Annotated in this window: 29 protein-coding genes and 3 pseudogenes; 20 read left to right on the top strand and 12 right to left on the bottom strand. The window is 65.9% G+C overall.

Going from position 1 to position 25,797, the window contains the following annotated elements:
* The first annotated feature begins 69 nt into the window (after window positions 1–69).
* The 5 genes from NG701_RS01450 to NG701_RS01430 are packed head-to-tail and all read left to right on the top strand — an operon-like array spanning window position 70 to window position 5,420.
* Window positions 70–1,134, top strand: a complete 1,065-nt coding sequence (locus NG701_RS01450) for a zinc-dependent alcohol dehydrogenase (RefSeq protein ID WP_252563798.1) — start codon at window positions 70–72, stop codon at window positions 1,132–1,134.
* On the top strand, window positions 1,131–1,928 hold the full coding sequence (locus NG701_RS01445; RefSeq protein WP_252563795.1) for a sugar phosphate isomerase/epimerase family protein: 798 nt from the start codon (window positions 1,131–1,133) through the stop codon (window positions 1,926–1,928). Before NG701_RS01450 ends, NG701_RS01445 begins: the two co-directional genes overlap by 4 nt.
* Window positions 1,925–3,253 carry an MGH1-like glycoside hydrolase domain-containing protein gene (locus NG701_RS01440; RefSeq protein WP_252563793.1) on the top strand — a complete coding sequence of 443 codons (1,329 nt, stop codon included), beginning with the start codon at window positions 1,925–1,927 and terminating at the stop codon, window positions 3,251–3,253. The genes NG701_RS01445 and NG701_RS01440 overlap by 4 nt, the downstream gene beginning before the upstream one ends.
* Window positions 3,250–5,157, top strand: coding sequence for a glycogen debranching N-terminal domain-containing protein (locus NG701_RS01435; protein WP_252563790.1), 1,908 nt, complete (start codon window positions 3,250–3,252; stop codon window positions 5,155–5,157). Before NG701_RS01440 ends, NG701_RS01435 begins: the two co-directional genes overlap by 4 nt.
* A 47-nt stretch (window positions 5,158–5,204) precedes the next feature.
* A complete protein-coding gene (locus NG701_RS01430; protein WP_252563787.1) occupies window positions 5,205–5,420 on the top strand; it encodes a hypothetical protein in 216 nt (71 codons plus the stop codon).
* Window positions 5,421–5,498: 78 nt separating this feature from the next.
* On the opposite strand, the gene NG701_RS01425 is transcribed toward NG701_RS01430, so the two are convergent.
* Window positions 5,499–6,683, bottom strand: a complete 1,185-nt coding sequence (locus tag NG701_RS01425; RefSeq protein ID WP_252563785.1) for a metallophosphoesterase family protein — start codon at window positions 6,681–6,683, stop codon at window positions 5,499–5,501.
* A 144-nt stretch (window positions 6,684–6,827) separates the two neighbouring features.
* Here NG701_RS01425 and NG701_RS01420 point away from each other — a divergent pair, with 144 nt between their 5' ends.
* Window positions 6,828–7,295: an SRPBCC family protein gene (locus NG701_RS01420; protein ID WP_252563782.1), complete on the top strand. Its 468-nt coding sequence runs from the start codon at window positions 6,828–6,830 to the stop codon at window positions 7,293–7,295.
* A gap of 33 nt (window positions 7,296–7,328) precedes the next feature.
* Here the strand turns inward: NG701_RS01420 and NG701_RS01415 are convergent, their stop codons facing one another.
* A complete protein-coding gene (locus NG701_RS01415; protein WP_252563780.1) occupies window positions 7,329–7,826 on the bottom strand; it encodes a DinB family protein in 498 nt (165 codons plus the stop codon).
* Window positions 7,827–7,938: 112 nt separating this feature from the next.
* Between NG701_RS01415 and NG701_RS01410 the strand changes: the two genes are divergently transcribed.
* The gene (locus NG701_RS01410; protein ID WP_252563778.1) at window positions 7,939–8,262 is read left to right on the top strand and encodes a hypothetical protein; all 324 of its coding nucleotides are present in this window, start codon (window positions 7,939–7,941) and stop codon (window positions 8,260–8,262) included.
* Window positions 8,263–8,319: 57 nt separating this feature from the next.
* On the opposite strand, the gene NG701_RS01405 is transcribed toward NG701_RS01410, so the two are convergent.
* Window positions 8,320–8,637, bottom strand: coding sequence for a hypothetical protein (locus tag NG701_RS01405; protein ID WP_252563776.1), 318 nt, complete (start codon window positions 8,635–8,637; stop codon window positions 8,320–8,322).
* A gap of 178 nt (window positions 8,638–8,815) precedes the next feature.
* Complete coding sequence (locus NG701_RS01400) at window positions 8,816–9,973, bottom strand: glutamate--cysteine ligase (protein WP_252563773.1); 1,158 nt, start codon at window positions 9,971–9,973, stop codon at window positions 8,816–8,818.
* A 339-nt stretch (window positions 9,974–10,312) separates the two neighbouring features.
* Between NG701_RS01400 and NG701_RS01395 the strand changes: the two genes are divergently transcribed.
* The 7 genes from NG701_RS01395 (at window position 10,313) to NG701_RS01365 (ending at window position 14,304) form a co-directional block, all read left to right on the top strand.
* Window positions 10,313–10,693 (top strand): VOC family protein, encoded by a 381-nt coding sequence (locus NG701_RS01395; RefSeq protein ID WP_248762184.1) that lies wholly within the window; start codon window positions 10,313–10,315, stop codon window positions 10,691–10,693.
* A 115-nt stretch (window positions 10,694–10,808) separates the two neighbouring features.
* Window positions 10,809–11,153 carry an iron chaperone gene (locus NG701_RS01390; RefSeq protein ID WP_252563770.1) on the top strand — a complete coding sequence of 115 codons (345 nt, stop codon included), beginning with the start codon at window positions 10,809–10,811 and terminating at the stop codon, window positions 11,151–11,153.
* Between the two features lie 150 nt (window positions 11,154–11,303).
* Complete coding sequence (locus NG701_RS01385; RefSeq protein ID WP_252563767.1) at window positions 11,304–11,648, top strand: hypothetical protein; 345 nt, start codon at window positions 11,304–11,306, stop codon at window positions 11,646–11,648.
* A gap of 13 nt (window positions 11,649–11,661) precedes the next feature.
* Complete coding sequence (locus NG701_RS01380) at window positions 11,662–12,195, top strand: GNAT family N-acetyltransferase (protein ID WP_252563765.1); 534 nt, start codon at window positions 11,662–11,664, stop codon at window positions 12,193–12,195.
* The gene (locus NG701_RS01375; RefSeq protein ID WP_252563762.1) at window positions 12,185–12,904 is read left to right on the top strand and encodes a hypothetical protein; all 720 of its coding nucleotides are present in this window, start codon (window positions 12,185–12,187) and stop codon (window positions 12,902–12,904) included. The genes NG701_RS01380 and NG701_RS01375 overlap by 11 nt, the downstream gene beginning before the upstream one ends.
* A gap of 62 nt (window positions 12,905–12,966) precedes the next feature.
* Window positions 12,967–13,302 carry a cupin domain-containing protein gene (locus NG701_RS01370; protein ID WP_056346835.1) on the top strand — a complete coding sequence of 112 codons (336 nt, stop codon included), beginning with the start codon at window positions 12,967–12,969 and terminating at the stop codon, window positions 13,300–13,302.
* 45 nt (window positions 13,303–13,347) lie between these two features.
* Window positions 13,348–14,304: a 2-hydroxyacid dehydrogenase gene (locus tag NG701_RS01365; RefSeq protein ID WP_252563761.1), complete on the top strand. Its 957-nt coding sequence runs from the start codon at window positions 13,348–13,350 to the stop codon at window positions 14,302–14,304.
* A gap of 26 nt (window positions 14,305–14,330) precedes the next feature.
* On the opposite strand, the gene NG701_RS01360 is transcribed toward NG701_RS01365, so the two are convergent.
* Both NG701_RS01360 and NG701_RS01355 read right to left on the bottom strand, forming a co-directional pair.
* Window positions 14,331–15,248 carry a proline iminopeptidase-family hydrolase gene (locus NG701_RS01360; RefSeq protein WP_252563758.1) on the bottom strand — a complete coding sequence of 306 codons (918 nt, stop codon included), beginning with the start codon at window positions 15,246–15,248 and terminating at the stop codon, window positions 14,331–14,333.
* 195 nt (window positions 15,249–15,443) lie between these two features.
* Window positions 15,444–16,202 (bottom strand): annotated as a pseudogene (locus NG701_RS01355) (DEAD/DEAH box helicase); the annotation flags it as partial.
* Between the two features lie 317 nt (window positions 16,203–16,519).
* On the opposite strand from NG701_RS01355, the gene fdhA reads away from it, so the two are divergent.
* A complete protein-coding gene (gene fdhA / locus NG701_RS01350; protein WP_252563756.1) occupies window positions 16,520–17,731 on the top strand; it encodes a formaldehyde dehydrogenase, glutathione-independent in 1,212 nt (403 codons plus the stop codon).
* Window positions 17,732–17,795: 64 nt separating this feature from the next.
* On the opposite strand, the gene NG701_RS01345 is transcribed toward fdhA, so the two are convergent.
* A complete protein-coding gene (locus tag NG701_RS01345) occupies window positions 17,796–18,596 on the bottom strand; it encodes an alpha/beta fold hydrolase (RefSeq protein WP_252563753.1) in 801 nt (266 codons plus the stop codon).
* Between the two features lie 130 nt (window positions 18,597–18,726).
* On the opposite strand from NG701_RS01345, the pseudogene NG701_RS21275 reads away from it, so the two are divergent.
* The 3 genes and pseudogenes from NG701_RS21275 to NG701_RS01335 form a co-directional block, all read left to right on the top strand.
* A pseudogene (locus tag NG701_RS21275) lies at window positions 18,727–18,864 on the top strand (LacI family DNA-binding transcriptional regulator); the annotation flags it as partial.
* Between the two features lie 51 nt (window positions 18,865–18,915).
* Window positions 18,916–19,803 carry a LacI family DNA-binding transcriptional regulator gene (locus tag NG701_RS01340; protein WP_252563750.1) on the top strand — a complete coding sequence of 296 codons (888 nt, stop codon included), beginning with the start codon at window positions 18,916–18,918 and terminating at the stop codon, window positions 19,801–19,803.
* 11 nt (window positions 19,804–19,814) lie between these two features.
* Window positions 19,815–20,810 (top strand): aldo/keto reductase family protein, encoded by a 996-nt coding sequence (locus NG701_RS01335; protein WP_252563736.1) that lies wholly within the window; start codon window positions 19,815–19,817, stop codon window positions 20,808–20,810.
* Between the two features lie 89 nt (window positions 20,811–20,899).
* Here NG701_RS01335 and NG701_RS01330 read toward each other — a convergent pair.
* Window positions 20,900–21,067: pseudogene (locus NG701_RS01330) on the bottom strand (dihydrofolate reductase family protein); the annotation flags it as partial.
* 4 nt (window positions 21,068–21,071) lie between these two features.
* Between NG701_RS01330 and NG701_RS01325 the strand changes: the two are divergent.
* Window positions 21,072–21,578 carry a GNAT family N-acetyltransferase gene (locus NG701_RS01325; RefSeq protein WP_252563733.1) on the top strand — a complete coding sequence of 169 codons (507 nt, stop codon included), beginning with the start codon at window positions 21,072–21,074 and terminating at the stop codon, window positions 21,576–21,578.
* Between the two features lie 31 nt (window positions 21,579–21,609).
* On the opposite strand, the gene NG701_RS01320 is transcribed toward NG701_RS01325, so the two are convergent.
* From NG701_RS01320 to NG701_RS01305, 4 genes are all read right to left on the bottom strand, one after another.
* A complete protein-coding gene (locus NG701_RS01320) occupies window positions 21,610–22,128 on the bottom strand; it encodes a GNAT family N-acetyltransferase (RefSeq protein WP_252563730.1) in 519 nt (172 codons plus the stop codon).
* Between the two features lie 45 nt (window positions 22,129–22,173).
* On the bottom strand, window positions 22,174–22,689 hold the full coding sequence (locus NG701_RS01315; protein ID WP_252563727.1) for a hypothetical protein: 516 nt from the start codon (window positions 22,687–22,689) through the stop codon (window positions 22,174–22,176).
* Entirely contained in the window at window positions 22,686–23,945 is a 1,260-nt protein-coding gene (locus NG701_RS01310; RefSeq protein ID WP_252563725.1) for a serine/threonine-protein kinase, read from the bottom strand. Before NG701_RS01310 ends, NG701_RS01315 begins: the two co-directional genes overlap by 4 nt.
* A gap of 644 nt (window positions 23,946–24,589) precedes the next feature.
* Window positions 24,590–25,096: a PEP/pyruvate-binding domain-containing protein gene (locus NG701_RS01305; protein ID WP_252563722.1), complete on the bottom strand. Its 507-nt coding sequence runs from the start codon at window positions 25,094–25,096 to the stop codon at window positions 24,590–24,592.
* Between the two features lie 140 nt (window positions 25,097–25,236).
* Here NG701_RS01305 and NG701_RS01300 point away from each other — a divergent pair, with 140 nt between their 5' ends.
* Window positions 25,237–25,380, top strand: a complete 144-nt coding sequence (locus tag NG701_RS01300) for a hypothetical protein (RefSeq protein WP_156380336.1) — start codon at window positions 25,237–25,239, stop codon at window positions 25,378–25,380.
* The last annotated feature ends 417 nt before the right edge of the window (window positions 25,381–25,797 follow it).

The following is a 25,797-nucleotide window of genomic DNA, read 5'->3' as shown; positions in this document are numbered from 1 at the left end:
CTAGTTGTTATGCTAATGTCGTTTGCATCACAGTCCTAGCCACCTCACCTTCCTAAGGATCGATCTGAAGTGTCCCGCTTGCTCCGCATGGCCGCGCCGCGCAGCGTTGCCGTGATCGACCAGCGTTCCGTTCCGCTCGAAGCCGGTCAGGCGCGGGTGCGGACCATCTATTCCGGCATTTCGGCGGGCACCGAGCTCACTGCCTACCGCGGCACCAACCCCTACCTGACATCCATCTGGGATCCCGACGCCCGGTTGTTCCAGCCCGGGCAGGAGGCGCTTGGCTATCCGCTGGATGGCTGGGGATATTCCGAAGTGGGCGAAGTGTTGGAGCTGGCACCGCAGGCAGGACAGGCGGTGGACACCGTTGATGCCGATCCTCCCGTGCAGGTGGGCGACATGGTCTGGGGGATCTGGGGCCACCGGGACGAGGGCGTTCTCGCGGCGGAATCACTGCGGGGCCACGTGCTGCCGGACGGGATGGATCCCCTCGCCGGCGCCTTCGTGCGGGTTGGCGCAATCGCCCTGAGTGCCGTGCTGGCCGCGGACCTGGGCCCCGGCTCCACCGTGGCCATCTTTGGCCAGGGCGTCATCGGACTGCTTGCCACCCGCTTCGCAGTGCTTAACGGGGCAAAGGTGATCGCCGTGGACGGAATCCAGGCCCGCCGCCGGCGCGCCCTCGAATGGGGTGCCCTGCATGCCCTCGGCCACGCCCCGGAACTGGCAGGGGACATCCGGCGCATCACCGGCGGCGCCGGCGTGGATGTGGCCATCGAGCTCAGCGGAAACTACCGTGCACTGCACGAAGCCACCCGGGCGGTAGGTGCCGACGGCACCGTCATCGCCGCCGGCTTCTATCAGGGCGAAGCCGCCGGTGTCCGGTTCGGTGAGGAGTTCCACCATAACCGGGTTCAGCTCCTCGCTTCCCAGATCGGCTCCGTTCCTAACCGGCTCCGCTCCCGCTGGACCGTGCCCCGGCTGCAGCAGACCGTGGTCGACCACCTAGCCGACGGCCGGGTGAACGCGCCGGCCCTGGTGACCCACACCTTTTCCTTGGCGGATTCCGCCAAGGCCTACGAACTTCTGGACACGGACCCTGAGTCCGTCCTCCAGGTGGTATTGGAGTTCCCATGACCCTCATCACTGTCCAGGAGCAGCACCTGCCCGGTACCAGTTTGGCAGAGAAATTCGACCAAGCCCTTGCCTGGGGATTCGACGGCATCGAACTGCGGTCCGCCGGCGGGCTGCAGTTCCAGGCGCGACTGCCGGAACTGCGCCGGGCCCGGGATGCCGGTGTGGTCATGCCCACCGCCTGCGTGGAGATGCCCCACTTTGTCGGAGCCTTCGACGACGAACTGCGGAAGGACGCCGTCGTCCAGCTCAAATCGCAGCTGAGCGTTATGGCCGAGATCGGCGGCCGGGGCGTCATGACGCCGGCATCCTACGGCATGTTCTCCAAGCGCCTTCCGCCATTCATCCCGTCGCGCACCGAGGACGAGGACACCGCCGTGCTGGTGGAATCATTCACGGTGCTTGGCGAGCATGCGGCCGCCGAAGGGGTGGAGATCTATCTTGAACCCCTTAACCGCTATGAGGACCACATGATCAACACCCTCGCCGACGGCGTGCGGTTGCTGACGCTTGTGGGCCTGGACGCCGTACGCCTGGCTCCGGACACCTATCACATGAACATTGAGGAAAGCGACCCTGCGGCGGCCCTCCAGGACGCCGCCGGATACATCGGCCACATTCAAGCAAGCGATTCCAACCGCCTCGAACCCGGTGCTGGGCACATCGACTGGGCCCTCTTTGGTGCGACGCTGAAATCCATCGGCTACCAGGGCACAGTGGCTGTGGAATCCCGGTTGTCCGGGCCAGCGGAGGAAGTCCTTCCACGGGTGCCCTCCCTGTTGGGGCGATACCTGTGACGGCCGTCTCGGGGACCAGCGACGGCGTGTCATCAGTAATGGCCGAGCTGATCGCCGCGCGTTCCACGGCGGTGCTGGAGGCCAACTGGCGCACGACCCACACGGTTCCGGCCGCTGGCCTCTATCCCCACCAGTGGAGCTGGGATTCGTCCTTCATTGCCGTGGGCCTCAGCCGGATCTCACCCCGCCGCGCGGGCCAGGAGATGGATGCCCTCTTCGCCGGCCAGTGGGATGACGGCCGGCTGCCGCAGATCATCTTCGATCCCCACCGGGACGAGGACTACGCCCCGGGGGCATCGTTCTGGCAGTCCCGCCTCATTCCCGGCTCCCCGAAGCAGGTGGAGACGGCAGGCTTGGTCCAGCCGCCAAACCACGCGTGGGCTGTCTGGAAAATCCACCAGGCCGACCCCGCCGAATCCCGCAGCCGCTCCTTCCTGGAGCGGAACTACTCCAAGCTGGTCCACTGGCACGAATACCTGTCGGGCCGCCGCGACCGCGGCGGGTCCGGCTTGGCCTGCATCGTGCACCCCTGGGAGTCCGGCACGGACAATTCGCCGCTGTGGGACACGGTGATGAAACGGATCCCGGCGGACAACAAAACCGATCTGAACCGGCCCGACCTGCAGCACGCCGACGCCGGCGAGCGGCCCAGCCAGAAGGAGTACGGCAAATACTTCTGGATGGCTGAGCGCTACCGGGACCACGGCTGCGACGACGCCGATGCGGACTACCCGTTCCTGATGGAGGATCCGCTGTTCAACACGCTGCTGGCGGTGTCGGAGCTGGCCCTGGCGGACATTGCCGCCGAGGTGGGCCTGCCCGGCGAGGCCCACCGAGACCGGGCGCAACAGACCACCGAAGCGCTGGAGGACCTGTACGTCCCGGAACTGGGCTGCTACTCAGCCCGCGACATCACCGATGGAACAGTGGTCAAGAAGGCGACCATCAACGGCCTGATCCCGCTCCTGCTGCCCGGACAGGTCCACACCGACGCCCTGCTGGAGACCCTGAACGGACCCCGCTTCATGGACGGGCGCGCCCTGATGGTGCCCAGCTACGACGCCACGGCCGTGGACCACAATCCGGCCCTGTACTGGCGCGGCCCGGCCTGGTTCAACATGTCCTGGATGATCGCCGAGGCGCTGGACAGGCTTGGCCACACCGACCAGGCGGCCTTCCTTCGGGGCAACATCGGCAGGCTCGCAGCGGAGCACAACTTCCCCGAGTACGTAGACCCCTGGACCGGAGCCGCGCACGGGACCCGCAGATTCAGCTGGACCGCCGCGCTGGCCCTGGAAACCACCTATCATCGGAGCACGCCATGACCGCTGTTGCACCCCCGTCCGCCGTCTCGGTCCTCGTGGCCCACGGCGCCATGATGCGCGGCGCTGCCGACGGAAGCGTGGGCCGGGCAGACGCACCCGCGCAGGGAACCGAAGGCCTCTACATTGCCGATACGCGCCTGCTGTCCCGTTGGATTCTGGAGATCAACGACTCCACCTTCTGGGATGTGGGCAGCGTCCGTGAACCGGGCCGCCGCGAGACCGCCCTCAGTCCGGCGGCACGGCGGAACCAGACGCACGACCTCTTCGTCCTCCGGACCCAGGAGCTGGACGCGGGAGGCCTTACCGACACCCTGCGCATCCGCAACCTTGGCCGGGAGCCAATCACCGCACGGCTGGTCCTGCGGGCCGGCACAGACTTCGCGGACCAGTTCACCGTCCGCACCGACGGCCGGATCTTCGATCTCAGCGCCGCCGCCAGCAGCATGGACGTCCACGACGACGGCTCGCTGGCTTTCGATTACAGCCACACTTTCCGGGGCCGGACCTTCCAGGCCGGCGTCCGCCTGGCCGCGAGCATCCCGCCTATGGTCCGCAGGGAGCCTGCCGACGGGCGCTTCGTCGGCGCCGCCCTGTCCTGGGATCTGGCGTTGGCAGCGGGGGAGACGCAGGCCCTGACTGTTTCTGCGGTCGCCAGTGGCGGGCAGGCACGCCCGACGGTTCCGGCCGCCGTCGTACGTTCCGGCGAGGGGCTGACCGCCTTGGCGCGCCAGAGCCTGAAAGACCTTGATTCGCTGCTGATGCCCTGCCCCGTCAAGCCCGAACTGACCATCCCCGCGGCCGGGCTGCCCTGGTTCCTCACGCTCTTCGGCCGGGATTCCCTGCTGGCGTCCATGCTCACGCGCGAAGAATGCCCGCAGCTGCTGGGCGATGTGCTCCGCGCGTTGGCTGCAACGCAGGGAACGGTGGATGATCCGGCCCGGGTGGAGCAGCCGGGGAAGATTGTCCACGAGGTGCGCGTGAGCGAGCTGGCCCAGCTGGGTGCCGTTCCCTACGGCCGCTACTACGGCACGGTGGACTCCACACCGCTGTTCCTGATGGCGATGGGGCAAGTGGAGGATCCCGCGCTGCTCCGCGACCTGGAGCAGCCCGCCCGCGCCGCCGTCGAGTGGATCCTCGGCGACGGCGGCCTGAAGGACACCGGGTTTGTCCGCTACACTCCGGACCCCGCCGGCCTGCTCCACCAAGGCTGGAAGGACTCGTTCGACGCCGTGGCCGGAGCCGACGGCCGCGAACCGGTAGGCGCCATCGCCCTTGCCGAAGTGCAGGGTTACACCTGGCGCGGCCTCCGGGAATGCGCCCGCCTCGCAGCCGAGCAGTGGGATGACCCGGCCTGGGCAGGCACTCTTCGCGGGCTCGCCGACGAGCTGAAGCTCCGCTTCCGGGACGAGTTCTGGATGGAGAACCAGAACTTTCCCGCCCTGGCCGTGGACGGTGAAGGCCAGCAGGTTGACGCGCTGGCCGCCAATGCCGGCCATCTGCTGTGGGCGGGGATCCTCGATGCCGACGACGCCCGTGCGGTCGCTTCCCGGCTGCTCCGGGACGATTTCTTCACCGGGTGGGGGATCCGGACCCTCGCTGAAGGCCAGCACTATTACCACCCGATGTCCTATCACAACGGCTCCGTCTGGCCGCATGACAGCATGCTGGCCGCGGAGGGAATGGCAGCCTACGGGCTGACCGACCAGGCACGGACCGTGGCAGCGGGGATCCGGGAGGCTGCCGCGCACTTCGGCAACAGCCTGCCGGAACTGTTCGGCGGTTTCTCGCGGGCGGATTTCCCTGTGCCGGTTAGGTACCATCACGCAGGTTCGCCGCAGGCCTGGGCTGCGGCCGCGGGCCTGGCCGCTGTCCGCCTGACCAGTAGCTCCGAACGGGCGGACTAAGAAAAGCACACGGGTTGCAATGCCGCCGCCGGGCTTATCGTGGAGGTATGGACTCGCCAAAGGTGCAGCTGTACTTGGATATCACCGCTAAAGGCCTGTGCCTGCTGGGCGTCGCGCTGATGATCTTCGGCCAGGGTGGATGGTTCTACGTGGGCGTCGCCACCGTGGTCCTGGGCGTGCTGTTCATCGGCGCCACGCTGATGGCCACCCGCAACCTGCGGCACAGGGGATGGGACAGCAGGAACCGGCCAACAGCCGGATAGCCCGCCCCACCCACTCGCCCGCCAGTCCCGCCGGAGCCACACGGAGCGGCAACCTAGTCTTGGCCGATGGTAGCGTCCCTAGACCTGGGCCGGATCCAGCGGCTGCGGAACGATCGGCTGGTCGTTGGCCGTCAGGTCTATGCCCATGTCCTTGGCGAAGACCAGCCGGGTGTCCTTGTAGATTCCGGGGTGGTTCTCATCCAGCTCAAAGACCCGGGCGCCGCGCAGGCGGTTCCGTTCAGCGCCGGGGAGCCCATAGGCGCCGAATCCGGTTCCGGGGGCGTAGCCGAGCTGCACCCCGTAGTAGTTGCCCACGTAGGTATTGACGTGATCGTGGCCCACAAAGTAGCCGAGCACATCCCCGCGCTCCAGGAAGGCGCTGAACAGGCCGGAGTTGATGGGGCCCGGGCACTCGTCCTCGTTCCGCTCGCCGACGATGTTGTGCTTCGTGAGGGCCCGGGTGTGATCGGCCTCCGTCCGCGAGTCGAGGCTGGCGAACCACATGTTGCGGTGCTCGTGGAGCGCAATGTGGCCCCACATCAGGGAGGGGACCTTCTTGCCGTACTTCTGCTCGGTGGCGATGGACAGGTTGCGGTACCAGGTGACCTGGTCCATGCGTACCCAGTCCCAGTCGGGGTAGCCTTCGAAGTCCTGTCCATTGATGGCGTCCGGGGCATATCGGCCGGTGTCGATGAGCCACAGGCCGAAGGCCGGCTCCTTGGACTTGGCCGACTGCACGAGCAGCATCGAGTTCGACGTCCCGGTGAGCCCCGGCGTGGAGTCGCCGTTCATGTTGAATTCGTAGGTCTGCAGGAACTGCAGCATTTTGGCCTCGGTCATGCCCGTCCGTGCCACGGAATCCTCGTCGTGGTTGCCGAACGTGACGGCCCACGGGATCTGCCGGCGCTCCATGGGCTGGACCACGTGGTTGAGTGCCTGCTTGACCTCCAGCTCAGAGTCGCAGCCGCCATTGATCACATCGCCGTTGATCACCACGAAGTCCGGCTTCTCCGCGTCCAGGGTCTTGTCCATGAGCTCGATCGTGCGGCGGTCCGTTTGCTCGTCGTCCTGGGTGTCGTTGAACTGGATCACTTTGAAGCCGCCGTCTGGGCGGAAGGCAAGTGCGGGCTTGGGTGCCTTCGCCCCCGGCGCCGCGTAGCTGCCGGTTGCTGCGGCCACTGTCAGTCCCAGCGCGCCAAGCGTCCCAGCGGCAGCCAGCGCTGCCCGTCGGCTGATGTTGGGCTGGTGGATTCCGGTGGTCATCGTTGCCTCTTTCGCTGATGCGGCCGTACCTCCGGCCGTCGATCCTGCGACTGTAGGCGAGCCAAGTTTCGGGTTCCGGAACACTTGGTGAACGCCGCGTGCAAGACCCGCTGAATCTCGGCTCCATCCGCCTATGATTGCGGCATGTCATCTTACGAAGTCACTCGCAGCGCCGTTATTCCCGCCCCCGCAGAAGACGTCTTTCCGCTGGTCAACGGCTTCCTTGAGTGGACCAAATGGTCGCCTTGGGAGAACGTGGACCCGAAATTGAACCGCTCGTATTCGGGCAACGACGCCGGTGTGGGGGCCAAGTATGCATGGAGTGGCAACCGCAAAGCAGGCAGCGGAACCATGGAAATTGTCGAGTCCGACTTTCCCCGGAGTATCAAGGTCCGGCTTGAGTTCACCAAGCCGTTCAAGGCTGTGAACCCCACCACTTTCACGTTTACCCCGGCCGACGGCGGAACCCAGGTCACGTGGCGGATGACCGGCGAGAACAAGGGGCTCGCGAAGATTTTTGCCATGATCGTGAACATGGACAAGATGGTCGGCGGCGACTTCGAGCGCGGGCTGGCTGCGCTCTCGGCCGCCGCGACGGCCAACAAGGCCTGACCCGGCGCTGCTGACGCCGGTGCTTGCCCGGCGTCAGCCGTTGAGGATCTGCTCGCGCAGAATATCGGCGTGCCCGCAATGCTGGGCGAACTCCCGCAGCACGTGCAGGTATACCCAGTGCAGCGGGAGCGGGCCGCGGCGGTTGCCGGGGAGCACGTCGTCGAACTCCAACAACGACGTCGCCTGGCGCGATGCCTCGCAAGCCTCCCGGTGCGCCCGCCGGACGCTGGCGATGGTGTCCTGGGCCGTGAGGATGAACGACTCGTCGGGTGTTGCCGGAATGCCGATCTCGGTGCGCGGCCGGCACGTGATGGCCTCGTCGAACCAGACCTTCTCCACGAACGCCGCGTGCTTCACCAGGCCCAGCAGTGTGGTGCGGGATGCCACCAGCGACCGGCGCGCCTGCTCCTCGGTGAGGCCGTTCAGGCAGGCGCTGAGCATGTTCCGGTGGTCATCGATGAAGGCCTCGAACTGGGCGCGCGCGGGCTGGCAGATGGCGTTCTCGGCGAACGCGGCTGAAGGAGCAGACATCCCCGAAGTATTGCAGGCAGGGGTCGCGGGGCTATGCTCGGCTCGCTGGGGAAGGCCCGGCGTCGGCCGCTCACCCGTGGTGATCGCCGCGCCGCGCGCCTATGGTGAGGTCATGTCTGATTCCTTTTCGTCCTTTGTGGACACCTTCAAAAACATTGGCGTCACGAAGGCTTATGGCCCGGCCGTCCAGGTGGGCGGGGAAGAGATCACCCCGGTCGCCCTGGTGTCGTTCGGGTTCGGGGGAGGCGGCGAAGCCGGTGACGGTGCCTCCGGCGGGGGTGGCGGCGGGATGGTGCTGCCGCTGGGGGTATACCGGACCGTCGGCGGCCGCGCGGCGTTCCGTCCCAACACCGTGGTCACCCTGATGTGCCTGGTCCCGGTGATCCTGGCTGCCGGCGCCGCTGCGGGCCGGGCCATCCGCGCCTCGCGGTCCTAGCCGTACTGCCCGGCCAGAGGCCCGCCTGGCCAGAAGCCCGCCTGGCCTGTGTGGCAACTAGCCGGAGACGCGGCGGTTGCGCGCCTGGCGTGCCAGCCGGATGAATCCATAGACAAAGACGGCCTCGATCAGGACCATCAGCCCGAGCAGCAGCCACTGCCCCTGGGCCATGAAGACCACTGCGCCGGTCAGGACCAGGGTGGTGCCGAGCGCCAGCGCGTACACGGCGAAGCCGAGGGCCACTTTGGCGCTGCGCACACCCGTCCGGAAGCCAAAGCCCACCGGTTCGCCGCCGGGATAGCCGGCCACACGGTCCGGGACTGCGGGCTTGAGCCTGTCGAATTCCGCCCAGGGATCCGGGTCCTGATTGCTCATGCTTCCATTATCCCGCGGTTCCCGGCCCACTTGCGGCCGACGGATTCTGCTCAATCGTTCGACGGCGGCATGCGGGCCGCCCCGGAAATCCAGCCCTCCCGGCAGGGTGGAAGTTGATGATTGAGCAGAATCCGACGCGAGACCAAAGCGCGCGGGTTTGCTCTATCAGGTTTGGTGGCTAAACCACTGGGTTGGGGACCAAAAGTGATAGGTCATCCGAGGTGCTCGGCTCGTAGAAAGCCGGCTCCTGGTGGGTAATGACGACGGCGTCGCTCACCACGTCAGCCAGCCTGCCGTGGCGCGCGTAGGCCTGGCGCTGCAGCCTGGCACCGGTTCCGTTGCTGAAGATCCGGTGCAGGGATGCCTCGACGTAGGTAGCGTCGCCCGCTTCGACCAGGGCGTCGCGGACATGGTTATGGAGCGCGGCGATGACATTGCGCGCGGATTCCGGCTTGTGGGTCAGCGGGTGGAGCAGCTCGCCCTGGGTTCCCCACCGGCTGGCCAGCCAGGCCCCCTGGCGCAGGATGATGGCCGGAACCATGTCCGGGTCCTGGCCGGATTTCCATTCCCGGGCAGCGGTCTCCACCAGGCCCCGCACTAGGGCGGCGATCAGGACGGTGTCGCGGGGATCGAGGCAAACGTCGGATACCCGGATTTCCACGGTGGGGTGGCGGGCGGAGAGGCGGGCATCGAAATCAGGGTTGTTGACTACGCCAGTGCCGGCCAGGTCCGCCACCCGCTGGTGGTAGGCCTGCGCCGAGCCGAAGATTTCCGTCGGCCCGGCAGAGGACCACCGGTTCCAGGCCTGTGTGCGGAAGCTCGCATAGCCGCTGTCAGCGCCGTCCCAGAACGGGGAATTGGAGCTCAACGCCATCAGCGGCGGCAGCCAGGACCGGATCCGGTCCAGGATTGCGACGCCTTCCTCATCGGAGTCGACGGAGACATGGATGTGGCATCCGCAGGTCAGCTGCTCACGGGCTGTCAGGGCGAACTTTTCCAGCAGCGCGTCATAGCGGGGATTGCTGGTGGAATGGGGTGTCACCGCCAGAGGGGACGTGGCAAGCGCGGCGATCCTGGCGCCCGCTTTTCGGGCAAGCGAGTCTGCGTAGGCGCGGCCTGACAGGATTTCGGCGGAGAGTCCGCTCAGGGTGCTGTGCGGGTGGGTGATCACTTCGAGCTGTTCCTGGTGAAGCTCGACGGCGAGCACCGGGTGCGTGGAAAGGTCCGCCGGTTCGCCCGGGTCCTGGAGGCGCAGCAGGTCTGCTGCCAGAGGCAGGGGACTGCCGTTGGAGGGATCAACGATCAGGAATTCTTCTTCAACACCAAAAGTACGCACTAGCTAAGTGTGCGCCAACAAAAGCGGCCCCAGATCCACAGTTGTTCCCGGCATCCGTGGGGGCATCCGCGAAGGCACCGTGGGGGCCTCTTTGAGGGCCGCCTGGAGCGGTTGAAAATCCCCTATATCCTCGGGTGCCCTTTCAGTTCCATAATGGCCACATAGGCTTCGGGGACCCTCGCGCCGATGATGGCTGGCGCGGCGCAGGAGAGTCCCAGGTGGCCGCTCCGGCACTTGGCGCAACGGGCGGCCACGCGGCACCGGACGACGGGGTTCCGGATCCGCCACCGGGGGAGAGCATCGCCACCAACGCGAAAGCAAGGCACAAAGGAAATCATCATGCTCAAGGATCGAACCATCATGGCTGTTCTCGCGGCGAAGGACATCAACAGGGCGAAGGATTTCTATCGGGACAAGCTGGGCCTGGAACCGTCGGATTCCATGGAGGATGACAGCTTGTTTTACAGCGGCGGCAACGGAACGGGTTTCCTGATTTACCAGACAGAGAATGCCGGGACGGCCAAGAACACCCAGATGGGCTGGGAAACGGACAACCTCGAAGCTGAGATGGAGGAACTGCGGGGCCGCGGGGTCGTCTTTGAAGACTACGATTTCCCCGGCCTGAAGACGGAGAACGGCGTTGCTGATAACGACTGGGGGAAGTCCGCCTGGTTCCTGGACAGCGAAGGGAACATTCTCAACATCTCCCAGCGCAAGTAGCCACCCGCAGGCTGATTGGCGCACGAAGGGGCCGCACTTGCCGCGAAGGCAGGTGCGGCCCCTCGCGCGCCACACTCAGGAATAGCGCGCCACACCCAGGAATAGAATGGGCGCCATGGGCTCCGTTGACGATTCCTTGGCCGATCTCCCTGAGCCGGACGGCGGCTGCCTGCAACATGTGATCGACATTGCAAGGGCCGTTGTGCCGGAGGCCGAGCAGGGGATGAGCTATGGGATGCCGGCCCTGAAATTTGAGGGAAAGCCACTCGTGGGCGTCGTTCGGGCAGCCAAGCACCTCTCCGTCTTCCCGTTTTCCCCGGCGGTGATTGACGCCGTCGCCGGCCGGCTTGAAGGGCACTCCCTGTCCAAAGGGACCATCCGGTTCACGGCGGCGCATCCCCTCCCCAACGACGTGCTGGAGGACATCGTCCGGCTGCGCCGTGCCGAGATCCTCAAGTAGGCCCGGCGTCGGTCAGCCTGGCGCTGCACACGACGGCCGAAGCGGAGACGCTGCGCCAGTGGGGCGGGGACCCGGACCTGGGACCAAACCTCATCAACGGGCTGGCACCAACCAACCGGGGTCATAGTCGCGGACTACGAAGCGCACCGCATGGACTGGGATTCGGTGTCGGTCCAGACCACCGAGGCGCAGACGCAGCAGTTCGTCTCCCTGTACGAAGCGCTGCAGGACTTTGACGATTCCGCCGCAGTGCTCCGGGGGGACCTGCCCAAACTCGCGTTCGCCGACGCCGAGGACCAGATCGACTACAAGCCGGTTTGGCGCGGTGTCCGGGTGTCCATCGGGGAGCCCCTGGCGAGGCATCAAGCGGCCCTGACCGAGGCCGGGTGGGACGTCCGCGTCCTGCCGGGCCTAAATCATCCGGGTGCAATGGACAGTGCCGTGGCGCTGCCCATTCTGGCAGGCTGGCTGCAGAATGCGGGCTGGGTGAAGTAGCTAGGCTGGGGCCATGGACTTTCTCATCAGGCAGGCCACTCCCGAGGACGCTGAAGCCGTGGTGCACATGCACACCCTGGCCCACGAGGAGACCTATGGGGACCGGCTGTCAGCGGAGTTCTTCCGCACACGGAGGGCCAGCATTCCCGAACGGGTGGAACGCCGTCGACCATTCCTGGCCGGCAGCGACCCGCGGATCATTGCCGTGGACGCCAACCATGAAGTTGTGGGTCTCGCCGACTCGGGTCCCGCACGGGATGAGGACGGCCCGGAGGTGCTGGAACTGTATTCGCTGTACACACTCCGGCGGACGCACGGCAGCGGGCTGGGGGCCGCGTTGCTGAGCGCGGCCATAGGTGAGAGCCCGGCGTATCTCTGGGTGCTGGAGAACAATCCCCGGGCGTTCGCCTTCTACCGCAAACACGGCTTTCGCCCTGACGGCACCCGCGGCCAGCTGCCACCCGAGTGGGAAGAGCTGCCGGAATTACGGATGGTCCGTCCGGCGCGGGCGGGTCGTGATCATGCGGACAGGGTCATTGCCGGATAAGGGGTCACTACCGCGCTGGGCCAGGATCGTCGTCGCCGTTTATCTGGCAGTGACGGTGGCCGCTGTCGGAGCTTCGCTCGTTACCGGTTCCTTCGAAACGGGTCTGGATGCCGTGTTCCGGGAGCGGCTGTGGCTGGCCGTGGTGGTCCTGACGCTTCCCGTTTCGGCGGCGTATTTCGCCGTGGCCTTCCTCCTTGACACCTCGAGTCCGCCATCGCCGGGTGTGTTGAGTCCGACGACGGTTATCCACTACCTGGGATTCCTCGCCCTTGCGGTGGTCAACGCAGCGCTCTTCCGGTGGATGATCCTGAGCATCCGAAGGCCCGTTCCAGCCGCTGCCACGCCCACCGCCACGCCTGTGGCTGTGCCTGCCGCGGTGCCTCAGGTTCCGGTGGTGACAATTCACGGGGTCACCCGGAACGTCCGCAACCTCTGGTGGACCGTGCCCCTCGCTGTCCTGCTGAGCTTCCCGCAGTGGCTCGTAGCGGGTCTTGCCTGGTGCGGGATCAGCGGCTGCAGCGGTGGAGGCTTCGGGGTGTCCACCGGGACCGAATGGTTAGCGGTCACCATGAGCGTGGTGAACGGGTTGATTCTCGCGGTGGCTGTGTTCGCAGTGCGCTGGCTGTATCCCACGCGGAGGCGCGCCCTCATTGCCCTGGCGGCCGGAACGCTGTTCGGGCTTCTGGGGGCTGCCGTCACGCACGGGTAGCACCGCAGGACGGTGAGTGAACGGCCCTCGGCAACGCACGCAATCGTAGGTACGGTTGCGTCATGCAAAAGATATCGATTGAGGCTTTGGCCCGTCAGCAGATCGCTGCCGCTGTTGCGGCACCCAGCGGGCGGGCAGCCGATACAGCGTTCGGCGGGCATGAGAAGAAACTGCGCCAGACCGTCATGGCCTTCCGTGCCGGCACGCAGCTCAGCGAGCACCAGAACCCCGGCGAGGCAACGGTCTACGTGCTGAAGGGATCGGTCTGGCTGAGGGCTGGCGGGGAGTCGTGGCAGGGCAAGGCAGGGGATCTCCTGATCGTGCCGGACGGGCTGCACAGCCTGGAAGCGGAAGAGGACTCGGCGGTGCTGTTCACGGTGGTCAAGACCGACCGGTAGCGCGGAGCTGGTTAACTGGCAGGGAAGTCGAGAGAAGGAGCACCCATGTCCGGTTTGCCCGCATCACCGAAACTACGGGTGAGTCTGCCCAGCCAGAACCTGGTGGACGCACTCGAGCCGTCCGCCGGCGTCGAACTCTTCCTGTGGGACCTGACCGGCCCGGCTCCGGCGGAGCAGTTCGACATTGTGGTGCCGCCCTACATGGGCGGGGTAGGGGCGCTGGCTGCGCTGGACTCCGTGGACGTCGGCCTGGTGCAGAGCCAGCTGATCGGGTACGACGGCGTCGAGGCGGTTCTGCCCGCGGGGTGCCTGTTCGCCAACGCGGCCGGAGTGCATGAGACGTCGACGGCGGAACTTGCGTTGGGCATGATCATCGCCAGCCAGCGGGGGATCCCGGACTTTGTGCGGCATGCGGCGACGGGAATCTGGGACCACCGCGAGCGCCCCAGCCTGGCCGACAGGCGCGTGCTCCTGGTGGGTTACGGGGGAGTGGGGAAAGCGATTGAGGCCCGGCTGCTGCCGTTCGAGGCCGAGGTGACGCGGCTGGCCAGCCGCGGCCGCGACGATGAGCGCGGCAGGATCCACGGGATTGATTCCCTGTATGAGCAACTGCCGCTGCACGACATTGTGGTGGTCAGCGTCCCCCTGAGCGAGCAGACCCGGCACCTGGTTGACGCCCGGTTCCTGGCGGCCATGCCGGACGGCGCACTGCTGGTGAACGTGGCCCGCGGGCCGGTGGCGGATACCGAGGCCCTGCTGCGCGAGACGTCCTCCGGCAGGCTGCGGGCGGCCCTGGACGTGACGGATCCGGAACCGCTGCCGCGCGATCATCCCCTGTGGACCGTGCCCGGTGTCCTCATCACCCCGCACGTGGGCGGGGCCAGCTCGGCCATGCTGCCGCGGGTGGCGCGGCTGATCCGGAAGCAGATCGGCTTGCTGCAGGCCGGGCAGGAGCCCGTGAACGTGGTGCTGGGCGGGCTTGTCGGGCGTTCATCCGGTTGAGACTCAGGCAGGGACTTACGGGACCGTCAGCCCCGTTGAACCTGTAAGGGCGTTTCCGTGGGTGCCTGTTCCGCCCGGTGCAGGAAATCTCGCAGTACCTCCTGGTAGCGCTCAGGTTCCTCGAGATGGGGCATATGGCTGCTCTCCTCGAAGATGACCAGCTCCGATCCCGGCACCAGGCTGTGGTACCAAGCCGTGTCCTCCGGCCGAATCTCATCGTGACGGCCGCACAGGAACAGTGTAGGAACCGTTAGTTCACCCAGGCGACCGGTAACGTCATAGTCCTTGTGGATGCCTGTGATCTGGAATTCGCTCGGCCCTTGCATCCGCTCATAGATAGCCTGGTTCAGTTGGCTAAAAGTCCGCATCAAAGGATCCGGCCACGGGTCCAGCCGGCAGACGTGTCGAAGGTAGAACTCCATCGTGGCCGCCTGGTATTCATCGGAGTCCGTAGTTCCTGCGGCCTCGTGCCGGTCCAGCACAGCGCGGACATCCGCGGGCAGGGCCGCGCGCAGTGCCGCTGCGCCGACGGCGTAGCGGGGCAGGCTCAGGCATGGATTCGCCAAGACGAGGCTCGCCAGCCTCTCCGGCGTCCGGAGGGCGTACTCGGTCGCGATGATCGTCCCCCATGACTGGCCGAGCAGGTGGACGCGGCCCAATGCGAGGCCGTCAAGGATCCTGCTAAGTTCGTCAACCAGGCGCTCGTTGGTCCACATCTCGATATCGTCGGGCGCATCCGATTTTCCCGCCCCGAGCTGATCGTAGAAAACCACCGGCCGCTCATCGGCCAGGGCCTCCAACGGCTCGAGATAGTCATGGGTGGCACCTGGGCCGCCGTGGACAATGACCAGCGGTGTGTGCTGACCGTCGCCCACGACCCGGTACCAGACACTGCCGCCGGGAACCTCCAGCCGGCCCTCCCGAACTTTTTCTCCAGCGGCCATGATCCACCCCGAAATGAGTAAGTCGGCGCGAGCAGCGCCACCCTTCTTCCGATTAGACTCCGCATCTCCGTGCAGGTCAACAGACCGCGTTGCTGGGCCGGAACGAGAGCCTTGGCTGGCGGGGCTGCCCTCAATTGAGGGAACGGAAGAACGCCGCCGCATCTTCCGCGACCTGCTCCGGGGCGCCAGCGTGCATCAGCCGTCAAACACGCCCCGCACGTCATCGGCTGTCAGCGCTGAGGCAAACATCGCGTCGTCGTCCAGTACGGCGGTGAACAGCTTGGCCTTCCTTTCCTTGAGCGCCATGACTTTCTCCTCGATGGTGTCCTTGGCCACCAGCCGGTAGACCATGACGTTCCGGTTCTGGCCGATCCTGTGGGTGCGGTCAACGGCTTGCGCCTCTGAAGCGGGGTTCCGCCAGAGGTCCAGCAGGAAGACGTAGTCCGCCTCAGTCCGGTTCAGGCCGAATCCGTCCAGATAGGCGTACTCGATGCCTTCAGCGTCGAGCCGTGCCGCGGCCTTGCCCAGGAAGCCGGTGAACTGGCTGAAGATCAGGGCGCGGTGTCCCTCGGATACGATATCGCCGAGTTGCTCCAGCAGCGCATCGAGTTTGCTGGACGGGACGGAGGCGTACTTCTCGTCCACCAGGGACGCGTCCAGGCTGAGCCTGCGCAGCATGGTGAGGGACTTGAATATCGCGAAGCGGTTCTTGTTCATGTCATCCAGCAATCCCAGGACTTTTTGCCGTTCGCGCTGCAGGTGCCGCTGGTAAATGGTGCGGTGCCGCGGCGCCAAATCCAGCTCCAGGACCTGTTCCTGCTTGGCGGGAAGATCCTTGGCCACAAGATCCTTGGTGAGGCGCATCATCAGAGGCCGGATCCGCCGTCGTAGTTGTCGGCGAAGTTCCTCGATGCCGTTCTTGAACGAGGCCCTGGTCCGATACGGGGCGCTGCGGTTGCCTTGGACCTTGCCTTTCAGCTCCAGTTTCTGGGGATCCCACTCGACGCTTGAGACGGCGCCTTTCGCGCATAGGTGCGGCCGCGGTGGCGGAGCTCATAACGGCCAACCGGCCCCCGGCAGGGGAGCAGATAGGGGGTTCGGGCTATGGACCCTTCGGACCGGCATGCCTAGACTGGCCGGACCTCCAACTCCAGGAAAACATCCAGCTGCTCAAGCCATGGGCAGGCCCTGTATCTGGGGGATCCATCGCAACACTTCACAACTCACGGCAGCCCCACGACGGCGTGCCGTGCCGAGAGAGGAGAGCACTGATGACTGCAAACAAAGCCGTTGCTTATAAGGAACCGGGCAAGGTCGAACTGATCGACATCGATTACCCCACCTTTGAACTCAAGGACGGACCGGGCGTGAACCCGGCGAACGTGGGGCGCACAGTACCCCACGGGGTCATCCTGAAAACTGTGGCCACCAACATCTGCGGTTCTGACCAGCACATGGTCCGCGGGCGCACCACGGCCCCTTCCGACCTGGTGTTGGGGCATGAGATCACCGGCGAAGTGGTGGAGGTGGGGCCCGGCGTCGAGTTCATCAAAGTCGGGGACATCTGTTCTGTGCCCTTCAACATCGCCTGCGGTCGCTGCCGGAACTGCAAGGAACGCAAAACCGGGATCTGCCTGAACGTCAATCCGGACCGCCCCGGCAGCGCCTACGGATACGTGGACATGGGCGGCTGGGTGGGCGGCCAGGCCAACTACGTGCTGGTCCCGTACGCGGACTGGAACCTGCTGAAGTTCCCGGACAAGGACCAGGCCATGGCGAAGATCATGGACCTGGCCATGCTGTCGGATATATTCCCCACGGGCTTCCACGGCGCGGTGTCGGCCGGGGTGGGCGTCGGCTCCACCGTGTATGTGGCCGGCGCCGGGCCTGTTGGCCTCGCAGCGGCCACCAGCGCTCATTTGCTGGGTGCCGCCGTCGTGATTGTGGGGGATCTGAACGAGGACAGGCTGAAGCAGGCGCGCAGCTTTGGGTGCGAAACGATTGACTTGAGCAAGGGCGGCCCCGCGGAGCAGATCGAGCAGATCCTGGGCGTCCCGGAAGTGGACTGCGGCGTGGACGCGGTGGGCTTCGAAGCGCGCGGCCACGGCCATGACGCCAAGGAGGCACCCGCCACGGTGCTGAACTCGCTGATGGAAATCACCGCGGCCGGCGGTGCGCTGGGCATTCCCGGGCTGTACGTTACCGGCGATCCGGGCGGTGTGGACGAAGCTGCCAAGAAGGGTGCGCTGAGCCTGAGCCTGGGCACCGGCTGGGCCAAGTCGCTCAGCTTCACCACCGGACAATGCCCGGTGATGAAGTACAACCGGCAGCTGATGATGGCCATCCTGCATGACAAGGTGAGCATCGCAAAGAACGTGAACGCGAAGGCGATCAGCCTGGAGGATGCGCCCAAGGGCTATGCCGAGTTCGACGCCGGCGCGGCCACCAAATACGTCCTCAACCCGAACGGATACCTCAACTAAGCCCCTCACCTGGCCAGCGGCCGCCGTCGGGAATCACGACGGCGGCCGCTGGCTTGGTGCCAGGCTATGCGAGGGAGGCGAGGAACGCCGTCGTATCTTCTGCCACCCGATCCGGGCACTCCCACAGCACCGGGTGCGCCACATCGGGATAGATCTTCAGCACGGAGCCGGGGATCCGGGCGGCCAGGGTTTCCTGGTCGCCGCGTGGCAGCAGGCCGTCCTGGCCGCCCCACAGGATCAGCGTGGGCGCCTGGATGGTTCCCGATTCCGTGGGTGGCGTGGCCTCGCACAGTCCGTTCAGGATGGCTGACCAGGCGCGGGCGGGCATCCTGAGACCGTCGCGCACACGGTCCTCGATGTACCAGGCGGGGACCTCGTGCAGCAGGGGAAACCAGGACAGGGAATCCCGTACCAAGTCCTCGTCGAGGGGGTCGGTCAGGCTGTCCACTTCGTCGGCGAAGGCGGTCTGCCCGTGGAGGCTCAGGGGAGCGCCCACCAGCACCAGCGCCGCGACCTTTTCGGGATGGGAAATGGCCAGTTGCTGGGCAACGTAGCCGCCGCTGGATGAGCCGACGACGACGGCCCGCGGCACGTTGAGGGCGTCCAGGATCGCTGCAGCGTCCTCGGCCTGTTCCGCCAGGGAGTAGCCGCCCTCCGGTTTGTCCGCTTCGCCTTGCCCGCGCAGGTCCGGCGCGTAGACCCGGAAACCGGTCAACAGGGGAATCAGGCGGTCAAAGCTCCCGCGGGATTCGCCCCACGCGTGCAGCAGAAGCACCGGTTTTGCGTCGCCGTCGCCGTCGCCTTGGACGAGGCACGGCACTGAGATGCCCGTGCGGAGCGTGAGATCGCGGACTTCGGAGTCCATAGATTCAGGCTACGCGGGGTGAGGTGGGCGTGGGGAGGGTCGAGCCGAGCGTCCCCGGCTTCGGCATTGGAGTCACTGACGCACTGAACGAATTGCAAGCGCTTGCGTCAATGTGGAATGCTTGTCTAGTATGGGTTGTATGGTAGCTAGCGTTGAATTAGTGGCGGAACGTGCTGGGGTCTCTGTATCAACAGTTTCCCGTGCATTGCGTTCCGTTCCTGGTGTTTCGGCGGCAACTCGCAAGCGCGTGCAAAAAGCGGCCGATGAGCTAGGCTATTCGGCATCCCCGGCTGCGTCGCGCCTTGCGACAGGCCGGACGATGACCGTGGGCATCGTGGTACCGGTGCTGGCCAAGTGGTTTTTCGGAAAGGTCATTGGCGAGGCCACACACAGGCTCCGGGAGGCCGGCTTCGATGTGCTCCTCTACGAGCTCGCCACTGCCGGACAGCGTCAGAGGTTCTTCGGCACCGTGCATTTGCATGGCCGTACGGACGGGGTCATCATCATGGCCCTGCAGCCGAGCAGGGAGGAGTTGGAATCGCTCGCCTCCCAGGGGCAGGCGGTAGCTTTGCTTGGGGCTCAAGCGCAGGGTGCCGGATCGGTGTCTGTGGACAACGTCGGGGCCGGGCGGGCTGCTGTGAGGCACCTGTTGAACCTTGGCCATGAGCAGATAGCGTTCATCGGCATCCGTGATGAGGAGGGCAGCAATTTGGGCGGTGTCCCGCCCTTGGAGCGGCTGGTGGGATACCGGGAGGCTCTGGCCGAGGCCGGACTGACCCTGGACGACGCCCTTGAACAATTCGATGAGAACAGTGTCGTTGGGGGCGCGGCGGCCATGTCCCGGCTGCTTGTCGCTGAACGCGCTCCGACCGCGGCTTTTGTAGCCTCCGACGAGATGGCCTTCGGGGTCCTCAAGGTCCTCCGCCAGGCAGGCCTGGAAGTTCCCCGGGATTTCTCTGTGGTCGGATTCGACAACCACGAGCTCTGCGACGTCCTGGGCCTGACAACGATGGACCACGAGGTGGCCGAACAAGGACAGGACGTCGCCCGGATCCTCCTGGAGGTCATGCATGGAGGGCAAGCGGCCAACCTTGCCCGCCCGGCACGCCTGGTGGTACGGGAGACAACCGCGCCGCCCCGCGCCCTGCGCACAACACCTACCTCCCCGGATTCTCAGTATTCCGCCGGACACCCCGGCAAACTCTGAAAGGAAACTTTATGCAGTATCGCAAACTCGGCAACAGCGGCATGTACGTCAGCTCGATCGCGCTGGGCAACTGGGCCACCCACGGCGAAACCGTGGACCAGGATGTTGCCACGGCATGCGTGCGCAAGGCCCTGGACCTTGGCATCACCACTTTCGACACCGCCGACGCCTATGCAGGCACCAAGGCCGAAACCATGCTCGGCGAAGCACTCAAGGGTGTGCGCCGCGAGGGCATCGAGGTCATGACCAAGGCGTTCTTCCCGACCGGCACCGGGAAGAACGACCGTGGCCTGTCCCGCAAGCACGTAATGGAATCCATCAACGGTTCGCTGCGCCGCTTGCAGACGGACTACGTGGACGTCTATCAGGCGCACCGCTATGACTACGAGACCCCGCTCGAGGAGACGATGGGTGCCTTTGCGGATATCGTCCGTGCCGGGAAGGCCCACTACATCGGCGTCTCGGAATGGACCGTGGCGGAGATCCGCGCGGGCGCCGCGTTGGCGGACGAACTGGGCATCCAGTTCGTCTCCAGCCAGCCGCAGTACAACATGCTGTGGCGCGTGATCGAACCTGAAGTGGTGCCGGTCTGCGAAGAGCTCGGGATCACCCAGGTGTGCTGGTCGCCGCTGGCCCAAGGCGTGCTGAGCGGCAAGTACGGTGCCTCCACCGTACCGGCGGGCAGCCGTTTCACCGCCGACGACGGCGGGCTGAAGACTGAGCACAAGTTCATGCAACCCGAGGTGCTGGGGCGCGTGGAGAAGCTCAAGCCGATTGCCGCGGATCTCGGTGTACCGCTGGCTACCCTGGCCGTGGCTTGGGTGTTGGCGAACCCCAACGTTTCCGCGGCGATTGTCGGTGCCAGCCGCCCTGAGCAGCTCGACGACACTGTCAAGGCCGCCGACCTGGCGCTGGGCCAGGAGACTCTGGACCGGATTGACGGCGTGCTGGGCGACGTCGTCGAGAGAGATCCAGCCAAGGTGGAGTCCTTCCTAACGCGCGTCTAGCGGCAGCCCGCATACGGGCACCGTTACGTCCGCTGAGTGTCGTCCGACGATTGAGCGTCAGCGTGTCAGCGTGTCAGCGTGTCAGCCTTTCAGCGGATCACCCGGTAGCGCACGTGGGTGACGAGGCTGGTACCGCTCACTTCCGTCGGCTCAAGCTTGAGGTTCGCGACGCCGTCGAGCAGTCGTTCGCCTGCTCCCAGGATCATGGGCGCAGTGTGGAGCCGCAGCTCATCGATCAGTCCTGCCGAGAGGTATTGCCCGGTGAGGGTTCGTTATGCGCGCGTCGACGACGCTGCCGAGATGGCGCGCGTGAATGTGCGGGCGTGGCGTGAGACGTACCGCGGGGTGATGGCGGACCGCGTCTTCGACGACCCCGGGTTGCCCGCCGCCCGGGAACGGTTCCGGACTGCCATGCTCAGCGATGAGCGCTACCGCGCGAACAACGTGGCGGTGGCCGAGCGCGGCGGCGAAGTGATCGGGATCGCGATGGCGGGGCCCCTGCGGAGCTCCGAGTCGCAGTGGAGCACGCACCTCTACGTGTTGTACGTCGTGGCGGCCGAGTATGGGACGGGTACCGGGGCCGCCCTCCTGGATACCGTCGTCGGACCTGACGATTCGGCAGCGCTCTGGGTGGCCGATCCGAATCCCCGGGCGAAGGCGTTCTATCGCAAGCACGGGTTCGTGGCGGACGGGACCGTGAACGTGGAGGACGGTGTGCGCGAGATCCGCATGGTGCGGATCTCCTCCGGGCGTGGCTCGCGCTCGTAATCGCGCAGGTGTGCAGGCTGCCGTCAACCGGTCAGACGGTGTTGATCCAGTAGCGTCGTTTGCCGTTGCGTGTGTCCTCGCAGACGCCGCCGTTCCTTTCGATAGTCGCCCGGGAGCCGACGTTATTCTCATCGCAGGTGAGAAGAACCCGGGCGATCCCCAGTTTCCGAGCCATCGGCAGGGCGTCGGCCAAAGCGGCAGCGGCGTGTCCGCGGCGCCTAGCAGAGGGCCTCACGCTGTAGCCGATGTGCCCGCCCTCGTTGAGCAGGAAATCGTTCAGCTCGTGCCTGATGGCCAGCGAGCCAAGGAACGTGTCACCCTCCACAATCCATAAGTACGTGCAGGGCACGTACCCCGGCTTGCGCGGGCTCTCCGGCAGCGCATCGTTGACGAGGGCATCGACAAAGCGGCGGAACGACTGGGCATCTTTGAGTTCTTCCAAGGACCAGTCCTCCGGGCCCCCACCGTCCCGGTTGGCGCCGCCAAATTCCGTGGATCCTTCCAGCCAGGAGGAGTGATAACTGACGTCCGGAGCGATGAGAACAGGCATCCTACGAGCGTAGTCGAAGGGTCCGCCAGGGTGGACGGCAAATCCTTAGCCGTTCTTGTTTTTGCCTTTGCCCTCGCCTTTTCCCTGTTCCGGTGCAGGGGCTGGTGCCGGTACAGGTACCGGCACGACGGGCGCAGTGTTTTCCTGGGCGGCCTGCGCGGCGGCTTCCGCGTCGGTCTTGGTCTTCTCCGCTTCTGCCGCTGCGGCGGCCACTGCTTCCGCTGCTTTCGCTGCCGCTGCGGCGGCATTGAGGTCGGCCCTGACGGCGGTGATGCTGGTCATGATTTTCCGGCGCCGTTCCTCGGAAACCTGGCCGCTGCCGGCTGCAGTCGCCACGTCCGCTTCCAGGCTGTCCAGGGTCTTGAGCGCGGCCGCGTGATCGTTTGCGGCCGCTGCCTGGCTCACGCCGAGCACGAGTTCCTGGAGCTGGTGGGCAGTGTCGCGCTGCATGCCGGTATCGGCCGGGCCGCAGCCAGCGAGCGAGACTGCCACCGCCAGGGCGGCGGCAAGGCCTGCTCCCCGTGCTCCGGTGCGTTGGTTCTTGGACTGAAACGGGGTCATGGTTCCACACTCTTCTGAAGTTCCTGAAGGTGGTCACCCAGCGTGCCGCTCACCGCAGGGTAAGGCACGACGCCGGATGTGGACTCTGGCGCCTGGCCCGCTGTCAGTGCCGCGGCCCCGCCCGCCAGCGCGAGAACGACCGGGATGGCCACTACCCAGAGCCGCACCTTCTGTCCCGCGCGGAATGACTTCCGTCGGCGCGCTCCCCTGGGGCTGCTGGGCTGATCGGCATCAGGCGCCAGCCGCGGCTGGGCGGCGTTGGCGGAATCCTCGCCGTTGGGGCCTTCGTTGGTTGGCCTGGCCGGCAGATTAGGGGAGGGCGACTCTGCTGTGACGGACGGCGTCCTGAACGGCTTGGCCGGCAGCACACGCGTGGTTTCCGGTGCAAGTTTGCCGGGAGTGGATGTCGGCGAGACAAGGGCCTGCCGCAGCGCCGTCTCGATGTCCGCAGCTGTCGGGCGTTCCAGCGGCTCGATTGCCGTCATCGACCGGATCAGGTCGGCCCACTCGGCAGGGAGATCCGCGGCAATTGCGGGCGCGCGGTGCAGCCTGGCCACGGCAGATTCCACAGCGCTGCCGGGGTACTCCATCGTCTGCTTGATGCATTCGAGCAGGACCAGTCCCAGCGAATAGATGTCTGTGGCAGGGGTGAGCGGGGAGCCCATAGCCTGTTCGGGGCTCAGGTACGCCGCGGTGCCCACCATTGCTCCAGTAGCGGTCAGACGTGTTGCGTCGCCGATTCGTGCTATGCCGAAGTCTGCGACCTTGGCCCGCAGTGGCTCCCCGGGCCGGGTCTGCACCAAGAGGATGTTGCCCGGCTTGATATCGCGGTGGAGGATGCCGAGGCCATGGACATAGGCCAGTGCGTCAGCGATGCCGGCTCCTATGACGGCGAGCTCGTCCAAGGGGACCTCACTGTGCCTGATCCGGCTGCGCAGATCCTGTCCCTCGACCAGTTCCATCGTCAGGAACGGCCGGGGCTCATCCGGGATGCGTACGTCGACGCCGACATCGAACAGCGTCACGAGGCTAGGATGGTTCAGGGTCGCCAGCAGCGTGATCTCAGCTTCCTGGCGTTTCAACTGGTCTGCGTCGGGGGCCTGGGGTGCGAAGAGCTTCAAGGCCACGTCCCGACCCAGATTCTCATCGCTTGCACGGTAGACGGACGACATGCCGCCTCGGCCGATCACCTCGCCCAGCCGGTAACGTCCGCCAACCACGTCAATTCTGATGGAGCTCGGCGATTCCGCCACCATACCCGTTCCTTCCGGCGCTGCGGCAATGTATATACCAAAATCATAAGGCAACTTACTATATTGGCCGCTCCGAGTGAAGCCAGCCATCACCGGATGGCCGTCGAAATCCGGAACCGGCGATGTGGTGCACCCTCAAGGAACCGGTGAGTGGTGCCCGCATCGTTCCCATGACTCACGGGCATATACTGAGTTTCCAGAACTGCGACTCCGGTGGGAGGGAGCCCGGCGTGGCACCTGCTGCAGGAGGCTCCTCATGTCTATCCAGGCTAAGTATTCGCTTCGCGCAGGCGTCGTGGCGATCGCGCCAGTGATCCTGCTCGCCGCTCTCGGTTACCACCCGTACCTTCCGGGTCCACAGCCGAACATTGATGCGTTGGTTGCGGAGGTCACCGCCGACTCGACGCGCTGGGGGGTTGTGCATTTGGCGACGGGAGTCGCTTCAGCAGTCCTGGCCGTGGCATTCCTCGCGATCAGAAGCCACCTGCACGAGCTAGGCGAAGACCGCTGGAGCGCCGCCGCGCTGCCCTTCGTCGTCATCGGCAGCACGCTGTACGCGATGCTGCCAGGAATGGAATTCGCACCGCTCGCCGCGAGTGAAACGGGCGGAGACGTCGGGGCGGCTCAAGTTGCCCTGCTCCGATGGTTCATCCCGCTGCTGATCGCCGCGGCGGTCGCGCCGTCCACAGGGAATCCCAGCAATCGATCACCGCCGCGGACAGCGCCTCGGCCCCGCGGACATTCAGGTAGGTTTCCTGTTGCCCGGCGAAGCTGGCCTCGGCCAGGTCCTCAGCCGTCGCGGAGGAACGCACCGCAACGGCCGCATCCCCGCCGTCGCCAAGACGCTCGTAGGCGGCGCCGAGTTCTGCTGCGATGTCGGCCGGCATCGTGCCGGCCGTGAACAGGGTTTGGATCCGCTCCGAGGCGTCCGCGTAGTCCTGGGGCGCCGCCGTCGGTGACAGGGTTGCCAGTTCCTGGATGCGGGCCTCAAGGTGGTTGGCTTCCACAAAATGCGAATAGGCTGCGGTGTCCAGCACAAAGCCTGGGGGGACCGGCAGCCCGGCCTGAAGGAGGCCGCCCAGTCCCACGGCCTTGCCGCCGGCCATGGCGATGTCGCCTGCCCCCACATCGCCCAAACTTTTGACGTAGGCCATGACCGCGCATCCTTACTGCCCGGTTTTGGGCGCCTGCAGCGAACCTGATTCTCCACATACTGGCACTGCCGCAGACAAGAGGCCATAGCTCATCCGTGTCTTGGGATTCACTCCCGCCGTGGCGCACATAAGCTCGATACATGGGCAAAAACCAGCACAGCGAGTTGGAAGGGCAGACCTCCATCAACGAGCTGCTCGACAAGCCCATCGGCGACACCCATATCCAGCTGGTGCTGCCCATCCACGTCCAGCTCCGGCCAGGAGAATTCCGCCGCGTGTCCTGAAGCGGCGGAGTACGCCGGAGAAGTACGACGGCGGCGCTTGGGCGGGTGCCGACGGTCGCCTCCGCACATGAGCCAGACCCACACAAGTGCCAGTGGCGGTTATCGGGGGAGGCCTTTACCGGCGGACCTTCCTGACTTTCAGGCTGCGTCGTCTCGCCGGAGTTCCCGTGTTCTGGTCCGCGATCCTGCGGAGGCGGCGCCAGCGCATGCCGGTCCGGGGGTGAGCCTGGTCCGTCGGATGCGTTGGATGTACCGGCCTCGATGCACTCCTTCGGCGCCGAGAGCGGAGAATGACGACTAGCGTCACGCCCAGCCAGGCGAACGCTGCCCCGATGACGAGGAAAACCGCCGGGATCGTGTCCATGATTAAGTTTAGATCCCAATCCGTAAGCGCACTTACTAATTCCGCCGCTTGCG

It is taken from the genome of Pseudarthrobacter cellobiosi (assembly GCF_023913815.1).
GTDB lineage: Bacteria > Actinomycetota > Actinomycetes > Actinomycetales > Micrococcaceae > Arthrobacter > Arthrobacter cellobiosi.
This window is presented reverse-complemented; position numbering and strand designations above follow the sequence as displayed.

What these genes read in the sequence shown, in the direction of transcription:
- NG701_RS01415 (WP_252563780.1), bottom strand. Translation starts at nt 7,826, where the DNA reads ATGTCTGCTCCTTCAGCCGCGTTCGCCGAGAACGCCATCTGCCAGCCC.
- NG701_RS01345 (WP_252563753.1), bottom strand. Translation starts at nt 18,596, where the DNA reads ATGGACTCCGAAGTCCGCGATCTCACGCTCCGCACGGGCATCTCAGTG.
- NG701_RS01395 (WP_248762184.1), top strand. Translation starts at nt 10,313, where the DNA reads ATGCTCAAGGATCGAACCATCATGGCTGTTCTCGCGGCGAAGGACATC.
- NG701_RS01435 (WP_252563790.1), top strand. Translation starts at nt 3,250, where the DNA reads ATGACCGCTGTTGCACCCCCGTCCGCCGTCTCGGTCCTCGTGGCCCAC.
- NG701_RS01300 (WP_156380336.1), top strand. Translation starts at nt 25,237, where the DNA reads ATGGGCAAAAACCAGCACAGCGAGTTGGAAGGGCAGACCTCCATCAAC.
- NG701_RS01320 (WP_252563730.1), bottom strand. Translation starts at nt 22,128, where the DNA reads ATGCCTGTTCTCATCGCTCCGGACGTCAGTTATCACTCCTCCTGGCTG.
- NG701_RS01360 (WP_252563758.1), bottom strand. Translation starts at nt 15,248, where the DNA reads ATGGCCGCTGGAGAAAAAGTTCGGGAGGGCCGGCTGGAGGTTCCCGGC.
- NG701_RS01385 (WP_252563767.1), top strand. Translation starts at nt 11,304, where the DNA reads ATGGACTGGGATTCGGTGTCGGTCCAGACCACCGAGGCGCAGACGCAG.
- NG701_RS01340 (WP_252563750.1), top strand. Translation starts at nt 18,916, where the DNA reads ATGACCGTGGGCATCGTGGTACCGGTGCTGGCCAAGTGGTTTTTCGGA.
- NG701_RS01405 (WP_252563776.1), bottom strand. Translation starts at nt 8,637, where the DNA reads ATGAGCAATCAGGACCCGGATCCCTGGGCGGAATTCGACAGGCTCAAG.
- NG701_RS01430 (WP_252563787.1), top strand. Translation starts at nt 5,205, where the DNA reads ATGGACTCGCCAAAGGTGCAGCTGTACTTGGATATCACCGCTAAAGGC.
- NG701_RS01370 (WP_056346835.1), top strand. Translation starts at nt 12,967, where the DNA reads ATGCAAAAGATATCGATTGAGGCTTTGGCCCGTCAGCAGATCGCTGCC.
- NG701_RS01390 (WP_252563770.1), top strand. Translation starts at nt 10,809, where the DNA reads ATGGGCTCCGTTGACGATTCCTTGGCCGATCTCCCTGAGCCGGACGGC.
- NG701_RS01380 (WP_252563765.1), top strand. Translation starts at nt 11,662, where the DNA reads ATGGACTTTCTCATCAGGCAGGCCACTCCCGAGGACGCTGAAGCCGTG.
- NG701_RS01420 (WP_252563782.1), top strand. Translation starts at nt 6,828, where the DNA reads ATGTCATCTTACGAAGTCACTCGCAGCGCCGTTATTCCCGCCCCCGCA.
- NG701_RS01365 (WP_252563761.1), top strand. Translation starts at nt 13,348, where the DNA reads ATGTCCGGTTTGCCCGCATCACCGAAACTACGGGTGAGTCTGCCCAGC.
- NG701_RS01305 (WP_252563722.1), bottom strand. Translation starts at nt 25,096, where the DNA reads ATGGCCTACGTCAAAAGTTTGGGCGATGTGGGGGCAGGCGACATCGCC.
- NG701_RS01425 (WP_252563785.1), bottom strand. Translation starts at nt 6,683, where the DNA reads ATGACCACCGGAATCCACCAGCCCAACATCAGCCGACGGGCAGCGCTG.
- NG701_RS01315 (WP_252563727.1), bottom strand. Translation starts at nt 22,689, where the DNA reads ATGACCCCGTTTCAGTCCAAGAACCAACGCACCGGAGCACGGGGAGCA.
- NG701_RS01445 (WP_252563795.1), top strand. Translation starts at nt 1,131, where the DNA reads ATGACCCTCATCACTGTCCAGGAGCAGCACCTGCCCGGTACCAGTTTG.
- fdhA (WP_252563756.1), top strand. Translation starts at nt 16,520, where the DNA reads ATGACTGCAAACAAAGCCGTTGCTTATAAGGAACCGGGCAAGGTCGAA.
- NG701_RS01310 (WP_252563725.1), bottom strand. Translation starts at nt 23,945, where the DNA reads ATGGTGGCGGAATCGCCGAGCTCCATCAGAATTGACGTGGTTGGCGGA.
- NG701_RS01410 (WP_252563778.1), top strand. Translation starts at nt 7,939, where the DNA reads ATGTCTGATTCCTTTTCGTCCTTTGTGGACACCTTCAAAAACATTGGC.
- NG701_RS01335 (WP_252563736.1), top strand. Translation starts at nt 19,815, where the DNA reads ATGCAGTATCGCAAACTCGGCAACAGCGGCATGTACGTCAGCTCGATC.